This window comes from Burkholderia sp. 22PA0099 (assembly GCF_047497165.1).
Classification (GTDB): domain Bacteria; phylum Pseudomonadota; class Gammaproteobacteria; order Burkholderiales; family Burkholderiaceae; genus Burkholderia.
On record NZ_CP163164.1, the window covers coordinates 2,121,550 to 2,137,831 of the forward strand.

Annotated in this window: 15 protein-coding genes; 8 read left to right on the plus strand and 7 right to left on the minus strand. The window is 66.5% G+C overall.

The annotated features are described in order from the left end of the window. Positions 1-216: 216 nt before the first annotated feature. Entirely contained in the window at positions 217-1,308 is a 1,092-nt protein-coding gene (locus AB4851_RS09430) for a PHB depolymerase family esterase (protein WP_414446962.1), read from the plus strand. Between the two features lie 95 nt (positions 1,309-1,403). Continuing rightward, on the plus strand, positions 1,404-1,580 hold the full coding sequence (locus AB4851_RS09435) for a DUF3563 family protein (protein ID WP_414439850.1): 177 nt from the start codon (positions 1,404-1,406) through the stop codon (positions 1,578-1,580). 181 nt (positions 1,581-1,761) lie between these two features. Here the strand turns inward: AB4851_RS09435 and AB4851_RS09440 are convergent, their stop codons facing one another. Continuing rightward, positions 1,762-2,181, minus strand: a complete 420-nt coding sequence (locus AB4851_RS09440; RefSeq protein ID WP_206125439.1) for an organic hydroperoxide resistance protein — start codon at positions 2,179-2,181, stop codon at positions 1,762-1,764. A 117-nt stretch (positions 2,182-2,298) separates the two neighbouring features. Next, positions 2,299-2,751 (minus strand): MarR family winged helix-turn-helix transcriptional regulator, encoded by a 453-nt coding sequence (locus AB4851_RS09445; RefSeq protein ID WP_414446963.1) that lies wholly within the window; start codon positions 2,749-2,751, stop codon positions 2,299-2,301. Between AB4851_RS09445 and AB4851_RS09450 the strand changes: the two genes are divergently transcribed. Then, on the plus strand, positions 2,750-2,899 hold the full coding sequence (locus AB4851_RS09450) for a hypothetical protein (RefSeq protein ID WP_414446964.1): 150 nt from the start codon (positions 2,750-2,752) through the stop codon (positions 2,897-2,899). The genes AB4851_RS09445 and AB4851_RS09450 overlap by 2 nt on opposite strands. On the opposite strand, the gene AB4851_RS09455 is transcribed toward AB4851_RS09450, so the two are convergent. From AB4851_RS09455 to AB4851_RS09465, 3 genes are all read right to left on the minus strand, one after another. Further along, entirely contained in the window at positions 2,860-3,666 is an 807-nt protein-coding gene (locus AB4851_RS09455) for a BPSS1780 family membrane protein (protein WP_414446965.1), read from the minus strand. The two genes, AB4851_RS09450 and AB4851_RS09455, sit on opposite strands and share 40 nt — an antisense overlap. Further along, positions 3,657-4,655, minus strand: a complete 999-nt coding sequence (locus tag AB4851_RS09460) for a homoserine kinase (RefSeq protein WP_414446966.1) — start codon at positions 4,653-4,655, stop codon at positions 3,657-3,659. Before AB4851_RS09460 ends, AB4851_RS09455 begins: the two co-directional genes overlap by 10 nt. Positions 4,656-4,746: 91 nt before the next feature. Beyond that, positions 4,747-5,142, minus strand: coding sequence for a hypothetical protein (locus AB4851_RS09465; protein WP_414446967.1), 396 nt, complete (start codon positions 5,140-5,142; stop codon positions 4,747-4,749). Between the two features lie 160 nt (positions 5,143-5,302). Here AB4851_RS09465 and AB4851_RS09470 point away from each other — a divergent pair, with 160 nt between their 5' ends. Continuing rightward, positions 5,303-6,829 carry an AMP nucleosidase gene (locus AB4851_RS09470; RefSeq protein ID WP_414446968.1) on the plus strand — a complete coding sequence of 509 codons (1,527 nt, stop codon included), beginning with the start codon at positions 5,303-5,305 and terminating at the stop codon, positions 6,827-6,829. 105 nt (positions 6,830-6,934) lie between these two features. Here the strand turns inward: AB4851_RS09470 and AB4851_RS09475 are convergent, their stop codons facing one another. Then, on the minus strand, positions 6,935-7,171 hold the full coding sequence (locus AB4851_RS09475) for a hypothetical protein (RefSeq protein ID WP_414446969.1): 237 nt from the start codon (positions 7,169-7,171) through the stop codon (positions 6,935-6,937). Between the two features lie 567 nt (positions 7,172-7,738). On the opposite strand from AB4851_RS09475, the gene AB4851_RS09480 reads away from it, so the two are divergent. Then, positions 7,739-9,889: an FUSC family protein gene (locus AB4851_RS09480; RefSeq protein WP_414446970.1), complete on the plus strand. Its 2,151-nt coding sequence runs from the start codon at positions 7,739-7,741 to the stop codon at positions 9,887-9,889. 120 nt (positions 9,890-10,009) lie between these two features. On the opposite strand, the gene AB4851_RS09485 is transcribed toward AB4851_RS09480, so the two are convergent. After that, positions 10,010-10,777 carry a TIGR00730 family Rossman fold protein gene (locus tag AB4851_RS09485; RefSeq protein ID WP_414439842.1) on the minus strand — a complete coding sequence of 256 codons (768 nt, stop codon included), beginning with the start codon at positions 10,775-10,777 and terminating at the stop codon, positions 10,010-10,012. A gap of 1 nt (position 10,778) precedes the next feature. Here AB4851_RS09485 and polA point away from each other — a divergent pair, with 1 nt between their 5' ends. The 3 genes from polA (at position 10,779) to AB4851_RS09500 (ending at position 16,267) form a co-directional block, all read left to right on the plus strand. Next, positions 10,779-13,541 carry a DNA polymerase I gene (gene polA, locus AB4851_RS09490; protein ID WP_414446971.1) on the plus strand — a complete coding sequence of 921 codons (2,763 nt, stop codon included), beginning with the start codon at positions 10,779-10,781 and terminating at the stop codon, positions 13,539-13,541. A gap of 201 nt (positions 13,542-13,742) precedes the next feature. Continuing rightward, entirely contained in the window at positions 13,743-15,068 is a 1,326-nt protein-coding gene (locus AB4851_RS09495; protein ID WP_414446972.1) for an NAD(P)/FAD-dependent oxidoreductase, read from the plus strand. A 326-nt stretch (positions 15,069-15,394) separates the two neighbouring features. Next, on the plus strand, positions 15,395-16,267 hold the full coding sequence (locus tag AB4851_RS09500) for a dienelactone hydrolase family protein (protein WP_414446973.1): 873 nt from the start codon (positions 15,395-15,397) through the stop codon (positions 16,265-16,267). Positions 16,268-16,282 lie beyond the last annotated feature (15 nt).

Here is a 16,282-nt window from a genome sequence, read left to right on the forward strand (position 1 = left end):
GCGGGGAGACAGATCCGGCCGCGCGACGCCCGGGGTGGGCGACGCCGCGCGACGGACGGCGATCGTTCAGCAGTATAACGGGGCAATTCGCGCCTCGGCATGACCTCGGCACGATCCGGCCCCCGGTCAAACCGTGGAAACAATGCTATTGTGCAATGCACAAATTAACCTCGTGGCACCTATTCAGGTGCCCGATTTCCACTGCGAGCCTGATCGATGACCAAAAGTCTGACGAAGCTTTGGCTGGGCGGTATGAAGAAGATGATGGGCACGTCGTTGCCGCACGGCGTGGTGAGCACGCCGCTGCCCGCCTTCCCTGCGCCGGTTGCCGAAGCGCCGGAAGCCATGCCCGCCGCCACGCCGCGCGAATCGCGCGTGCGGCCGCGCGCGGCGGCCTGGGCCGGTGGCGAATGGACTCGCGGCGATCATCCGCTGCCGCTCGTGATCGGGCGTTTCGTCAGCCATCTCGGCTACGCGCTCTACGTGCCGAACGGCCTGCCGGACGGCGCGCCGCTGGTGGTGATGCTGCACGGCTGCCAGCAGGACGCCGATCAATTCGCGCAGGGCACCCGCATGAACCTGCTGGCCGATCGCCACGGTTTCGCGGTGCTGTATCCGGAGCAGTCGACGCAGGCGCATTCGCACGGTTGCTGGCATTGGTATGACGATACCGAGCGCGGCGGGCGCGGCGAGGCGCAGGCCGTCGTCGACCTGGTGGATACGCTCGTCGAGGCGCGTCGTTTCGATGCGTCGCGCGTCTATGCTGCCGGTCTGTCGGCCGGGGCGGGCTTGGCGACGTTGCTGGCGCTGCACTTCCCGGAACGCTTCGCGGCGATCGCGCTGCATTCGGGGCCGGCGTTCGGCGACGCGCATTCGGGCATCACCGCGATGGACGTGATGCGGCGCGGCGTGCACCGCAATCCGGCCGAGATCGCCGACAGCTACGCGGCGCCCGGCAGCTATCCGGGCATGCCGGTGCTGATCGTGCACGGCGACGACGACCCGGTGGTGGCGTCGGCCAATGCGGACCAACTGGCGGTGGAGTTCCTGCGGCTCAACGGCCTGGCCGACGCGGCGGGCGTGCCGGAAGGCGTCGAACACAGCGAGACCGATATCGGCGATGCGCGGTTGATCGAGTATCGGCGCGGCGGCGAGCCGGTGGTGCGCGTCTGCCACGTCGCGCAGCTCGGCCACGCCTGGGCCGGCGGCGACGATACCGTGCCGTACCACGCGGCCACCGGCCCCGACGCCAGCGCGATGATCTGGGGCTTTTTTGCCGAGCAGTGTCGGCAGGGTGCGACAAGGTGAATCAGTATTTTTGAAACGCTTGGCGGGTGCTAGGGTTTTCCCTATAATTCGGGTTAACACTTAAGCGATAACCCTTGGATTTGGAGAATACGACCATGTACCTGTTGAGCCGCCTGTTCCTGTTCCTGACGAAATCCTCCGAACAGATCTCGAAAGAACGCTCCGATGCGTATCTTGCCGACGCAACCGATCTGTACGACCTCGAATTCCGCATCCGCAAGCTCGACCACGACGCCGTGCAGCGTACGCCGGCCTGGATGGCCGCACGCTAAACGCTGCCTGAGTCGTTCATCGTTGCCGCATCGTTCGCGCGCAACGACAAAGGCGTGACGGCCTCTCGGTCGCCACGCCTTGCTGTCTCTGCTTCCTGCTGTCTTGCATCATTTCATTTCCCGCGCCCGGATTGCCGGGCGCGCGGCCCATGACTCGGTCAACGGCCCGATCGCCTGGCCATCAGGCGATGACGATACGCACCGGCACGTTGTTGCGGGTTGCGTTCGAATACGGGCAGACTTCATGCGCCTTGTCCACCAGCGCCTTCGCCGCTTCCGGTTCCAGGCCGGGCAAGGACACGCGCAGTTCCACGTCGAGCGCGAAGCCGCCCTTGTCGTTCGGGCCGATGCCCACTTGCCCCGTCACCGTCGTGTCCGCCGGCAGCGCCTGCTTGGCCTGGCCCGCGACGAATTTCATCGCGCTCAGGAAACACGCCGAATAGCCGGCCGCGAACAATTGTTCCGGGTTCGTGCCTTCCGCGCCCGTGCCGCCGAGTTCGCGCGGCGCCGCCAGCTTCACGTCCAGCTTGTTGTCTTCCGAAACCGCCCGGCCGTCGCGGCCGCCGGTGCTGGTCGCGCTCGTCTTGTAGAGAATGTTCATGATGACTCCTGTTCGTGTCGGTGAGGGGGAAGGAGAAGCTGGGTTAAATATATCGAACTAATGATTAGTGTGCAAATTATATTTTGTACGAAGCGGAAGCCGGGGCCATCGGCGTGGTCAATCGTCGTTGTGATCGGCGAGGGCGTCGCGAAGTTGCCGAAGTTCTTCGCGGAGTTGCACGAGAAAGTCCGGCGTTTGCTGCATTGCGCAAAAAAGATCGGCCGGCACCGAGCGCGCCTGCTCGCGCAGCGCGCGTCCGGTGTCGGTCAGCTTGATGTAGACCACACGCTCGTCGGTGGTGCTGCGCGTGCGTTCGAGGTAGCCGAGCGCCTCGAGCCGTTTCAGCAGCGGCGTGACGGTGGCCGAATCGAGATGCAGCCGCGCGGCGATGTCCTTGACGGCGATACCGTCGGTTTCCCACAGCACCAGCATCGTCAGGTATTGCGGATAGGTCAGCGACAGCCGTTCGAGCAGCGGCTTGTACGCCTTGGTCATTGCCAGCGAGGTGGAATACAGCGCGAAGCAGAGCTGTTCGTCGAGTGTGGCGGGGAAGGGGGGGAGATCGGACATGATCGTCGGCCTGTCTGTCGGGCACAAAAAATTCGTACGTGAACGATTGTGCGCCGATCTGGCCGGGCTGGCGAGCGGCGGCGCTTGGCGGCCACCGCTCGCCGGGTATCAGCGCGCGGGCGGCGCGGGCGTGCTGCCCGGCTCCTGAATGCCGAAACAGCCGCGATACGTCGCGTAGAACGAGCAGTACAGCGCGGCGGTGATCACCACCGACACCGGCATCATCAGCGTCATCGCATAGGCCCCGACGCCGATCGCGTGCAGCAGCGCGGCCAGCCCGAACGTAATGCCCATCACGACCGTGATCCACAGCAGCCCGTACAGCGTGAAGGCCCAGCGGTTGCGCCAGCAGCTCACGATGCTGAAGAACAGCGCCTTGACGGGCGGGATGTCGTGCCAGGCCGTCAGCACGGGCGCGAACCAGAACATCATCGAGACCGGCACGTAGAGCACGGCCGAGATCAGCAGCGCGACCAGCGTGTCGGTCGAGATGATCACGTTCGGGTCGATGGATTCGGGGCTCAGGCCGAACATGATCCGCAGCAGCGTGCCGCCGTCGCCGAAGGCGGAGCAGGCGAACACCACCGCGATCGACACGATGTAGATGCCGCCGAGCGTAAACAGCCGCTGCGTCGTGACGTTGCCGTAGCTGCGAAAGCCGTCGAGCAGGATGGTCGGCATGACGGGCTTGCCTGCCACGGCGTCGCGGCAGGCGGCCATGAAGCCGACCGAGATGCCCGGGATGAACAGCAGCGGCAGGGCCGCGCCGATCACGGGCACCAGCGAGACGATCATCATCGCCAGCAGGTACGTGAAGAACAGCGTGATGAAAGCCAGCGGATTGCGCCGGAACAGCCAGACGCCCTGGCGAAACCAGACGTAGCCGGTCTTGGCGGGGACTTCGATCAGTTGCATGGTTCGTGTCGTTCGGAGAGCGGCAGCGCGTGTGCGATGCGCTCGCGCAGGATGCGCTCGAAATGGCCCGGGTCGTGCGGCTTCAACATCTCCGCGGCGCGGGGCAGGTGGAAATCATACAGGCGCGACACCCAGAACCGGTACGCGCCGGCGCGCAGCATGTCGGGCCAGTGGCGGCGTTCGGCGTCGCTGAACGGGCGCACCGTTTGATAGGCGCGCAGCAGTGAATCGGCGCGTTCGGCGTCGAGCGCACCGGTGGCGAGGTCCGAGCACCAATCGTTGACGGTGACGGCCACGTCGAACAGCCATTTGTCGCAGCCGGCGAAGTAGAAATCGAAGAAACCGCCGAGGCGCACCGTGTGGCCGGTGTCGGGCGACGCGTGCGCGAACAGCACGTTGTCGCGGAACAGGTCGCAGTGGCACGGGCCTTCCGGCATGGCGGCGTACTCGGCCGAGCCGAAGAACGCGGCCTGATGCGCCAGCTCGTTTTCCAGCAGCGCGCGCTGCTCGCCGTCGATGAAGGGCACGATGGCCGGCACGTTCTCCTGCCACCACGGCAGGCTGCGCAGGTTCGGCTGGTGATTCGCGTAATCGCGGCCCGCGAGGTGCATGCGCGCGAGCATCTGGCCCACTTCCACGCAATGCTCGACGCCCGGCGCGAGTTCGGCCGAACCGTCGAGCTTGGTGACGATCGAGGCCGGCTTGCCGTGCAGCTCCCCGAACAGCGTGCCGTCGGCGCGTACCACCGGGTCGGGCACCGGCACGCCGTGATGCGCCAGGTGGCGCATCAGTTCGAGGTAGAACGGCAACTGCTCGGCCGTCAGCTTTTCGAAGATCGTCAGGACGTATTCGCCGTGGGTCGTCGTCAGGAAGAAATTGCTGTTCTCGATGCCGGACGGAATGCCGCGAAACGCGACGACTTCGCCAAGATCGTAGTAGCGCATCCATTGCGCGAGATCGGAATCGGAGATTGCGGTGAAAACGGCCATGCGGGAAAGCGTCGAACGGGGTGGGCGGGCCGGGCGGGACCGGCGGCTTGCTGCGGGAGGGCGGCGGGGCCGCCCCGCCGAGGGGGATGGATCAATAATGCAGGTTGATCGACGGCACGCGCGTGACGGGCACGTTGCCTTGATGCGGGCGCGGCGAGATATCGGGGGTCGAGCTCATCTGGTAGCGGGTGCCGAAGTTCGAGCGCACGTCGATCTCGACGGGCTTGCCGCGATCGCGGTATTCGGTCACTTCGGTGCCGCTGACGCTTTTGTTGTGGAAGCTCGGGGTGCGCGTGATGTCGTCGAACTCGACCTTCGAGCTGACTTCCGCACCGGGGCGGTTGATCTTGGTGAGGTCGGGCAGACCTGCGGCTTCGTCCTGCGCGGCGCGCGCTCGTGCGTCGTCGCTCGGCGGCGAGCCCTCGGCGAACACAGGTCCGGCGAGGACGACCGTCGCAAGCGCGGCGGCGAAAAAGAGCGGCTTCATGGGTTTCTCCGAATTAACCGCACGATTCTAGCAAAACCGGGGCCGGCCGATACGGCGTTCTCTGCGCTGTGGCGGCGCAGCGTCGGCGGGGCGGCGTGGCCGACGCGCCACGGTGGTGCGCCCGTGATAATGTCGGACGCAATTCTGGAGGCAACCGACAATGAACAACGACATCCATCGCCAGCATCGTCCGCTCACGCCCGAGTGCCCGCCCGTCGAATCCTTCGACGACCCCGTCGCGGCGGTCGCGCGCCTGTCCTCGATCTACGAAACCCACACCGCGTTCCTGCGCGATGCGTTTGCACGCTATCGCCGCAACGAGCCGATCGGCGGCCGCGTGCGTGCGTTCTACCCGTTCGTGCGGGTCAGCACCGACGTCAATACCAACATCGATTCGCGCCGCTCGTACGGCTTCGTGGCCGGCCCCGGCGTGTTCGAAACCAGCGTGACGCGGCCGGACCTGTTCGCGAGCTATTACCGCGAGCAATTGCGCCTGCTGTCGAAGAATCACAGCGTGGCGATCGAGGTGGGGGTGTCGGACCAGCCGATTCCGATTCATTTCGCGTTCTCGGAGGGCATCCACCTGGAGGGCGATCTCGATCGCGACCGGCTGCTCGCGATGCGCGACGTGTTCGACGTGCCGAACCTGGCAAATCTCGACGACCGGATCGCCAACGGCACCCACGAGGTACCGCCCGACGCGCCGCAGCCGCTGGCGTTGTTTACCGGCGCGCGCGTCGATTTCTCGCTGCACCGGCTGCGCCACTACACGGCCACGCTGCCGGCGCACTTCCAGAACTACGTGCTGTACACGAACTACCAGTTCTATATCGACGAATTCGTGAAACTCGGCCGCACGCTGATGTCGGCCAGCGACGATCCGGCCGTGCGCGAATATCGCAGCCAGTACATCGCGTTCGTCGAGCCGGGCGACATGGTCACCTACAACGCCAACCTCGGTAACGAGCCCGTCGAAGGCGCGCCGTCGCCGCGCCTGCCGCAGATGCCGGCGTACCACCTGAAGCGCGCCGACGGCAGCGGCATCTCGATGGTCAACATCGGCGTCGGCCCGTCGAACGCGAAAACCATCACCGATCACATCGCCGTGCTGCGCCCGCACGCGTGGGTCATGCTTGGCCACTGCGCGGGGCTGCGCAACACGCAGCGCCTGGGCGACTACGTGCTGGCGCACGGCTATGTGCGCGAGGATCACGTGCTCGACGACGACTTGCCGCTGTGGGTGCCGATCCCGGCGCTGGCCGAGGTGCAGGTGGCGCTGGAACGCGCCGTGGCGCAGGTCACGGAGCTCGACGGCACGGACCTGAAGCGCGTGATGCGCACCGGCACGGTGGCCAGCGTGGACAACCGCAACTGGGAATTGCTCGATCACCGCGAGCCGGTCAAGCGCCTGTCGCAGAGCCGCGCGGTGGCGCTCGACATGGAAAGCGCGACGATCGCCGCGAACGGCTTCCGGTTCCGGGTGCCGTACGGCACGCTGCTGTGCGTGTCGGACAAGCCGCTGCACGGCGAATTGAAGCTGCCGGGCATGGCCGATCAGTTCTACCGCGCGCAGGTCGATCAGCATCTGCAGATCGGCGTGCTGGCGATGGAGATCCTGCGCACCAACGGGCTGGCGAAGCTGCACAGCCGGAAGCTGCGGGGGTTTGCGGAGGTGGCGTTCCAGTAAGAACGCGCCGCGCATCGACGCCAACGCAAGAAAGGGCCGCCCGTGAACCAGGCGGCCCTTTCTGCTTGACGGCGCCGGCCCGACTCGCGGGCCGGCCGTCATGCCTTAACGGCACTCATTGTGGCCCCAATGCCCCGGCGGGCAGTGCGGGCGGTCGTGGCGGTGATGTTGCATCCACTCGTCGCGCTGCCAGTAACGGTGGCCGTCGTAATAGCGGTCGCCGTGCCAGCCGATGACGATGGCCGGGCCGCCGCCGCCGGCGACGATAACCTGGGCGTTTGCGGCGCCCGACAGGGCAACACCAAAACCGGCGAGCAGCGTAGCGATCAGAAGGCGTTTCATGTGGTCTTCTCCTCGAAAGGGTGAATCAGGGTGTCCGTCACGTTTCGCATCGACGTCGGCGAACCGGCCGTGCGGTGCCGCGTCGGTCACGGCATGACTGCAGTCTGGCGATCGGGAAGATTAATTGGCGTATGGATTTGTAACCTTAGATTCGGCAGCGGTGCGGGCGCCGGGCCGCCGGGCAGGGCACCGTGATCTGGCCCGAATCTCCTTTTTGATGGCGCGATTCGGGCCGTTTCGATGGCGGAAACGTTGGTCTGGCGTCGGCCGGCGCTGATACCGATCGTTACGAATCGCGGCAAGTGTTGCAGCGGCCGGCTCATGAAAACGCCTTGGACCTCCGCTACGATGGGCAGCCTTCGGGGGGCGAACGGCGTTGAACGCGCTGCTGGCGCGTCGATGTCGGCGCTCGGCACCGGTTTTTCCCGACATTTCGCCTTCAATCCGACACTTATTTATGTAAAGCAAGGGTTTTCCCTTATCATCGTTTCGGCCGGTCGGACGTTGTTTAGTCATGCGGCTCCCCGCTGTTTCCTGGTTTCCACCCGTCTCATCATCGAATTCGCAATGCTTCGCCACCTTCACCATCGCCTCAGGCACGTCGTCGCGGCCCGCCTGAACAATCTCAATGTGCTCGCGGGCTCGTGGTCTCGCCGGCGGCCGTTGTGGATGGTGTCGTTCGCGGTCAACGACGCAAGCCTGTCCGAAGGGTTGCGCGCGGCCTGCGCCTCCACGGCGATGCTGGTGATCGGCAACCTGCTGCACGAACCCGAGTTCGCCTGGGCCGCAATCGGCGCGTTCTGGACCTGCCTGGCCGATGCGGCCGGCTCGAACCGCACGCGTTTCGCATCGATGGCGAGTTTCGCGGTGTTGTCGGCCGTGTGCGGCGGGGCGACCGCGTTCGCCTCGGGTTCCGGCACGCTGATCGCGCTGCTCGCCGTGCTGGTGTTCACTTCGCTCGGCGCGCTCGGCCGCATCTGGGGGGCGGCCACGGCGCAGGTCACGATCCTCGCGGCCACCGCCTGCGTGGTGATGGCCGATCGCCCGATGCACGACTGGCGCGCGGGCCTGATGTTCCTCGGCGTGTATTTCGGCGGTTGCGTGTTCGCGATCGTGTTGAGCCTGACCGTGTGGCGTATCCATCCGTTCGCGCAGGGGCGCGCGGCCGTGCGCGGCGTGTACGTGCGGCTCGCCGATATCGCGCACGACGCCTCGCGGCTGCTGTCGGAACCGGCGCAGACCCAGCGTGCCTGGGAAATGCATGCCTCGAAATACCGCTCCGACGCGCGCGCCGCGCTCGAAGCCGCGCGCCGCACGCTGGCGCGCATGCCGGTGGCCAAGACCGACCGCCGCGAGTCGTATGCGAACCTGCTGATCGCGGTGGCCGAGGGCGAGCGTTGGTTCGCGCATCTGATCGCGGTGGCGGGCGTTTGCCAGCGCGGCCGTCAGACCTTGCGCGATCCGGCGCGGGCGGCGCGCGTGCTGGCCGGCATTGCCGAGTTGTTGCGGCGTGTCGGCGACGCGATCGATGCGGCGCCGTGGGAGCGCCCCGACGTGCTGCAACGCCGGCTGCGCCGTTTCGCGCGGGGCCTCGATGCGGCGCTCGGCGAATCGATGACGATGGCCCTGCAGCTCGAACCCGATCCGGCCGACGTGACGCAGGCGCCGCGCCAGCAATTGCGCTGGACGCGCGCGCTGCGCACGGTGCTGGCGCGCGCCTGGGTGACGTTGCGCGCGAACCTGTCGTGGAAATCGATCGGGCTGCGCCACGCGGCGCGCGTCGCGGTGGCCACCACGCTCGGCTTCCTGGTGGTGCGGCTGCTCGGCGTGCCGTTCGGCTATTGGACGACGATGGCGACGCTGCTGATCCTGCAACCGTCGATCGCGGGCAGTTGGCCGCGCAGCGTGGAGCGCGCGGCGGGCAGCATCATCGGCGGCCTGCTGGCGGCCGCGATCGGGTTGGCCGTGCATTCGCCGATCGGCATTTCGCTCGCGGTGTTCCCGCTGGTGTGCGCGACGATGGCGCTGCGCCCGGTCAGCTACAGCCTGTTCGTGCTGTTCCTCACGCCCACCTTCGTGCTGGTGGCCGACTTCGCCACGCCGGCCGCGAGCGAACTCACCTACGCGCTGACGCGGCTCGGCAACAACGTGCTCGGCTGCGTGATCGCGCTGGTCGCAACCTTCCTGCTGTGGCCGACGCGCGAGCAGATCGACATTCGCGGCCAACTGGCGTCGGCGATCTCGGCGAACCTGCGCTATCTGGTCGATGCGATCGAGGCGCCGGGGCGCACGAACCGCGAGGCGGAGCGGCTGCGCCGCGAGGCCGGGCTGGCCAGCAACAACGCGGAGGAAGCGTTCAACCGAATCCGCCTCGAACGGCTCGACGACACGCGTTTCGATACCGCCGCCTCGACCGTGCTCGGCCTGCTGCGCCGCATGGCCGGCACGGCGGCGCATTTGCGGCTCAGCGTGCACGGTCCGCGCATGGAAGTGGATCTTGTGGAGTGGGTGGAGTCGGCCAGCGACGACATCGATGTGATGCTGGCGACCGGCCGCGTGCCGGCGCGCCATCCGCTGCCGCCGCGCGAGAAGCTCGCGCAACTCGAAATGGATGCGGTCGGCCAGATCGCGCTGCTGCAACGCCTGATCGGCGACCTGCAGGGCGACGACGGCCCGCTCGCGCGGCGTAATGTCGCTGCGGTGCGCCGCGCGAGCTGAACGCGCGGGCGGAATCCACTCGCCACATCACAAGCACTGCGAAACATTGCGCATCAAACGAAACGGGCGACGCTTTCGGCGTCGCCCGTTTTGCATTGCCGCGCCGCGCGGCGCGACGGCTTACAGATAGAACATGCGGTCGTCGTCGCGGCGATCGTCGCGTTCCTGCTGCGGCGCTTCCTGCGCTTCGCCTTCCTCGCCGGTATCTTCATAGAACGCGAGCACGGCTTCGAGCACCTGGTCGGGATCGTCGATCACCTGCATCAGATCCATGTCGTCCGGATTGATCAGGCCCATCGGGATCAACTGGTCGCGGAACCATTGCAGCAGGCCCTGCCAGAACTCGCTGCCGACCAGGATGATCGGCACGAGGCGCGATTTCTTGGTCTGGATCAACGTGAGCACTTCGGACAGTTCGTCGAGCGTGCCGAAGCCGCCCGGCATCACCACCACCGCGTCGGAGTTCTTCACGAACGTGACCTTGCGCGTGAAGAAATGGCGGAAGCGCAGCGAGATGTCCTGGTAGTTGTTGCCCGATTGTTCGTGCGGCAATTCGATGTTCAGACCGACCGACGGGGCCTTGCCCGCATGGGCGCCCTTGTTGGCGGCTTCCATGATGCCGGGGCCGCCGCCGGAGATCACGGCGAAGCCCGCGTCCGACAGCTTGCGCGCGATTTGCGCGGCCAACTGATAGTGCGGCGACTCGGCTTTCAGACGCGCTGAACCATAGATGCTGACGGCCGGGCGGATCTCCGAGAGGTACTCGGTCGCCTCGATAAACTCTGCCATAATCGTGAACATCTGCCACGAAGCGCGGGCTTTCTTTGCTGTCGCGCGTTCTTGATCTGCCAGCGAACGCAAGCTCGGAATCACTTTTCTCTTATTCATAATGCCTGAAGAACAGAACCTGGAAGGTAAGACCCTGCTGTTGGTTGATGGTTCGAGCTATCTCTATCGGGCTTACCACGCAATGCCCGATTTGCGCGGGCCGGACGGTCAACCGACCGGTGCGCTCTACGGCATCATCAACATGCTGCGCCGCATGCGCAAGGAAGTTACAGCGGAGTATAGCGCGTGCGTGTTCGATGCGAAGGGCAAAACCTTCCGCGACGATCTCTATACCGAATACAAGGCGAACCGCCCGTCGATGCCGCCCGATCTCGCGCTGCAGATCGAGCCGATTCACGAAGCCGTGCGCGCGCTCGGCTGGCCCCTGCTGATGATCGAAGGCGTCGAGGCCGACGATGTGATCGGCACCCTCGCGCATGCCGCCGAAGCGCGCGGCATGAAGGTCGTGATCTCCACCGGCGACAAGGATCTCGCGCAACTGGTGACGGGCCACGTGTCGCTCGTCAACACCATGACCAACGAAGTGCTCGATCGCGACGGCGTGATCGGCAAGTTCGGCGTGCCGCCGGAGCGCATCGTCGATTACCTGTCGCTGATCGGTGACACGGTGGACAACGTGCCGGGCGTCGAGAAGTGCGGCCCGAAAACGGCCGTGAAATGGCTGGCGCAATACGAAACGCTCGACGGCATCGTCGAGCACGCGGCCGAGATCAAGGGCGTGGTGGGCGACAACCTGCGCCGCGCGCTCGATTTCCTGCCGCTCGCGCGCAAGCTCGTGACGGTCGAGACGGCCTGCGAGCTGAAGCCGCAAGTGGAAACGATCGAAGCGTCGCTCGCGACCGGCGCCGAGGCGCGCGATGCGCTGTTGCCGATCTTCGAGGCGAACGGCTTCAAGACCTGGCGGCGCGAGCTGGAAGCCGCGCCCGCAGGGAGCGACGCCAACGGCGGCGAGCCGTCCGACGGCAGCGCCGATCCGGTGCCGGCCGCGGCAGCCCTCGAACGCAACTACGAAACCGTGCAGACCTGGCCGCAGTTCGACGCCTGGCTCGCGAAGATCGAGGCCGCCGAACTGACCTCGTTCGATACCGAAACCACCTCGCTCGATCCGATGGTCGCGCAGGTCGTCGGCATTTCGCTGTCGACCGAGCCGGGCAGCGCGGCCTATATCCCGGTCGCACATCGCGGCCCGGACATGCCCGAGCAACTGCCGCGCGACGCAGTGCTGGCGAAGCTCAAGCCGTGGCTCGAAAGCGCCGAGCGCAAGAAGGTCGGTCAGCATCTGAAGTACGACGCGCAGGTGCTGGCGAACTACGACATTGCGCTGAACGGCATCGAGCACGACACGCTGCTCGAATCCTACGTGCTCGAATCGCATCGCACGCACGACATGGACAGCCTCGCGCTGCGCCATCTCGGCGTGAAGACGATCAAGTACGAGGAGGTGGCGGGCAAGGGCGCGCAGCAGATCGGCTTCGACGAAGTGGCGCTCGACGCGGCCGCCGCCTATGCGGCCGAGGATGCCGACATCACGCTGCAACTGCATCGCGCAATGTATCCGCAGGTGGCGCGCGACGCGGGGCTCAAGCGGGTGTACGCCGAGATCGAACTGCCGGTGGCGATGGTGCTGCGCAAGATGGAGCGCACCGGCGTGCTGATCGACAGCGAGCGCCTCGCCAAGCAGAGCGGCGAGATCGCGACGCGTCTGATCCAGCTCGAGGGCGAGGCCTACGAACTGGCCGGTGGCGAATTCAACCTCGGCTCGCCGAAGCAGATCGGCCAGATCTTCTTCGAGAAGCTCGGCTTGCCGGTCGTCAAGAAAACACCGAGCGGCGCGCCGTCCACCGATGAGGAAGTGCTGCAGAAGCTCGCGGAGGATTACCCGCTGCCGAAGCTGCTGCTCGAACATCGCGGCCTGTCGAAGCTGAAGTCCACCTACACGGACAAGCTGCCGCGCATGATCAACGCGAGCACCGGGCGCGTGCACACCAACTACGCGCAGGCCGTGGCCGTCACGGGCCGCCTCGCGTCGAACGATCCGAACCTGCAGAACATCCCGGTGCGCACGGCCGAGGGCCGACGCATTCGCGAGGCGTTCATCGCGTCGCCGGGCTGCAAGATCGTGTCCGCCGACTATTCGCAGATCGAACTGCGCATCATGGCGCACATCTCGGGCGACGAATCGCTGTTGCGCGCGTTCTCGCAGGGCGAGGACATCCACCGCGCGACGGCTGCCGAAGTGTTCGGCGTGACGCCGCTCGAAGTCGGCAACGATCAGCGCCGCATCGCCAAGGTCATCAACTTCGGCTTGATCTACGGCATGAGCGCGTTCGGCCTCGCCGCGAACCTCGGCATCACGCGCGATGCGGCCAAGCTCTACATCGACCGCTATTTCGCACGCTATCCAGGCGTGGCGAACTACATGGACACCACGCGTTTATCGGCCAAGGAAAACGGCTACGTCGAAACCGTGTTCGGCCGCCGGCTCTGGCTGCCCGAGATCAACGGCGGCAACGGCCCGCGCCGTCAGGCTGCCGAACGCGCGGCCATCAACGCGCCGATGCAGGGCACCGCGGCCGACCTGATCAAGCTCTCGATGATCGCCGTCGACGGCTGGCTCGATCGCGATGGCCTGCGCTCGCGCATGATCATGCAGGTACACGATGAACTGGTGCTCGAAGTGCCCGAGGAAGAACTCTCGACGGTGCGCAAGAAGCTGCCCGAGATGATGGCCGGTGTGGCCAAGCTGAAGGTGCCGCTGGTGGCCGAAGTGGGCGCCGGCAGCAATTGGGAGGAAGCGCACTGACCCGATGCGCGGCGCGTGCTGCGCGCCGCGCGGTCAGCTTGGCGGCTCGCGCGCGCAGCCACCCGCCGTGTCGGGCATGCATGCACAAGCATGCCGCAGCGGTGAAGTCGTCTTGCGATGTCTTTTCTCGGATTTATCTCGAATTCTGACATCGCCGCGCGCACAATCGTATGCACTCCTGAAATCAACGCGGGGGATCGAATGCATCGTTTCATCATCGTAGGCGGCGGTGCCGGCGGGCTCGAACTTGCGACCCGGCTCGGCGATCGTTACGGCGCGCGCGGCAAGCGCGAAGCCCGTGCACTGATCACGCTGGTCGATCGTTACCCCACTCACATCTGGAAACCGCTGCTGCACGAGGTGGCGGCCGGCAGCATGGACCCGTTCACGCAGGAGCTCGAATATGCGGCGCAGGCGCGCTGGCATGGTTTCGAATTCCAGCAGGGCGCGCTGACGTCGGTCGATCGCGGCGCGAAGCGCCTGGTGGTGGCGTCGGTGCTCGACAGCGATGGCCTCGAACTGATGCCCGAGCGCACGCTCGACTACGACACGCTCGTGATCGCGATCGGCAGCACCACGCATTTCTTCGGCACCGAGGGCGCGCAACAGCATGCGATCGCGCTCGACACGGTGGGCGAGGCGGAGCGGTTCCGCAAGCGCCTGATCGCTGCCTGCATTCGCGCCGAGCATCGTCCGCCTGCCGCCACGGTGTCGAGCGAGCCGCCGATCCAGGTGGCGATCGTCGGCGCCGGCGCAACCGGTGTGGAGTTATCGGCGGAATTGCGCAACACCGCGCAGGTGCTGTCGGCGTATGGGCTGCACAAGCTCGATCCGAAGCACGACGTGGGCATCGTGCTGATCGAATCGGGGCCGCGCATCTTGCCGGCGCTGCCCGAGCGCGTCTCGACGGCCACCGCCGAACTGCTCGACAAGCTCGGTGTGCGGCTGATGCTGGGCGAGCGCGTGACCGAGGTGGCGCCCGGCGTCGTGCATACCGCGAGCGGCGCGGCGGTGCGCGCCGACCTGACGGTGTGGGCCGCCGGCATCAAGGCGCCGGCCGTGCTGTCGCAACTCGACGGCCTGGAGGTGAGCCGGCTCGGCCAGCTCGCCGTGCGCCCGACGCTGCAGACCACGCTCGACGACGATATCTTCGCGCTCGGCGATTGCGCCGCCTGCGCGTGGGCCGGCACCGATCGCAACGTGCCGCCGCGTGCCCAGGCCGCGCACCAGCAGGCCAGCTTCCTGCTGCGCGCGCTGGCTTGCCGGCTCGATGGCCGGCCGCTGCCGTCGTTTGCCTATCGCGATTTCGGCTCGCTGGTCTCGCTCGGGCATTTCAGTGCGGTCGGCAGCCTGATGGGCGGCTTGATCGGCCGCAACATGCTGATCGAGGGGCTGTTCGCACGCTTCATGTACATGTCGCTGTATCGCCTGCATATCGCGGCGCTGCACGGCTATCCGCGCATGATGCTCGACACGGTGGCGCACTGGTTGCGGCGCTCGACGCTGCCGCGCGTGAAGCTGCATTGAGGGCGTGGCGAGGTCGCATCTCAGCGGCAAGCAGGCCGGCGTGCCGAACGTGGCTCAGGAATGACGGCTGCCTGACGCGCCGCTGACATCGGGCTGGCCGATTGCGGCGAGTCGCCGGTGTCGCGTGCGAAACAGTTGACGGCGACCTGTAAGTTTCGGCATCGTGTGCGGGTTCCGGGTCGCTGGAGGCGGCGGATTCCGCGCCCGGGCCGGTGTGTCGAGCCCGCTGCGAGCCGATTGCCGCGCGGCGGTCCGCTCCCGTCGTCCGTATTGCCGGTGTCGCCTCGTGCCTTGGCGTCGCCGTGTCGAATCTCAAGGAGCCTTGCATGTTGAAACCCGAAGTGGACAGCCTCGTCCCGCACGTCCCGTTCAATCGCCGTCGCTTCGTGCAGGCGCTCGGCGGTTCGTTCGCCGCCGCCGTGCTGCCCGTTTCCGCGCAGACGATTACCACCGACAGCGCCGGCCTCGATTGCGATACGGTCGAGATCCGCTCGGGCGACGCCAGCGTGCCGGCCTACCGCGCGCAGCCGGAAGGCAAGAGCAACCTGCCCGTGATCATCGTGATCCATGAAGTGTTCGGCGTGCACGCGCATATCGCGGACGTCTGCCGCCGCTTCGCCAAGCTCGGCTATCTGGCGATCGCGCCGAACCTTTATTCGCGTCAGGGCGATCCGTCGAAGTACCCGACCATCAACGAGCTGTACGCCGCCGTCGTTAGCAAGGTGCCGGACCGTCAGGTCAGCGAGGATCTCGACGCCACGGTCATGTGGGCCGGCAAGAACGGCGGGGATCTGACGCGCCTGGGCGTGACGGGCTTCTGCTGGGGCGGCCGCCAGGCGTGGCTGTTCGCCGAGCACAATCCGCATGTGCGTGCGGCGGTGGCGTGGTACGGCAAGGTGGTGGGCGATCGCAACGAGATGACGCCGTCGAACCCGATCGATCACGTGGCCGAACTGAAGGCACCGGTGCTGGGCCTGTATGGCGCGAAGGACGACAGCATTCCGCAGGCGACGCTGTCGGAGATGCGCGGCAAGCTGCTGGCCAGCCCGGACAAGGCCGCGCGCGAATCGGAAATCCTCGCGTATCCGGATGCGGGGCACGCGTTCTTCGCCGACTATCGGCCGAGCTACATCAAGCCCGACGCCGACGACGGCTGGAAACGCGCGCTCGCGTGGTTCCGCAAATACGGCGTGCTGTAACGCTGCCCGCGCGGC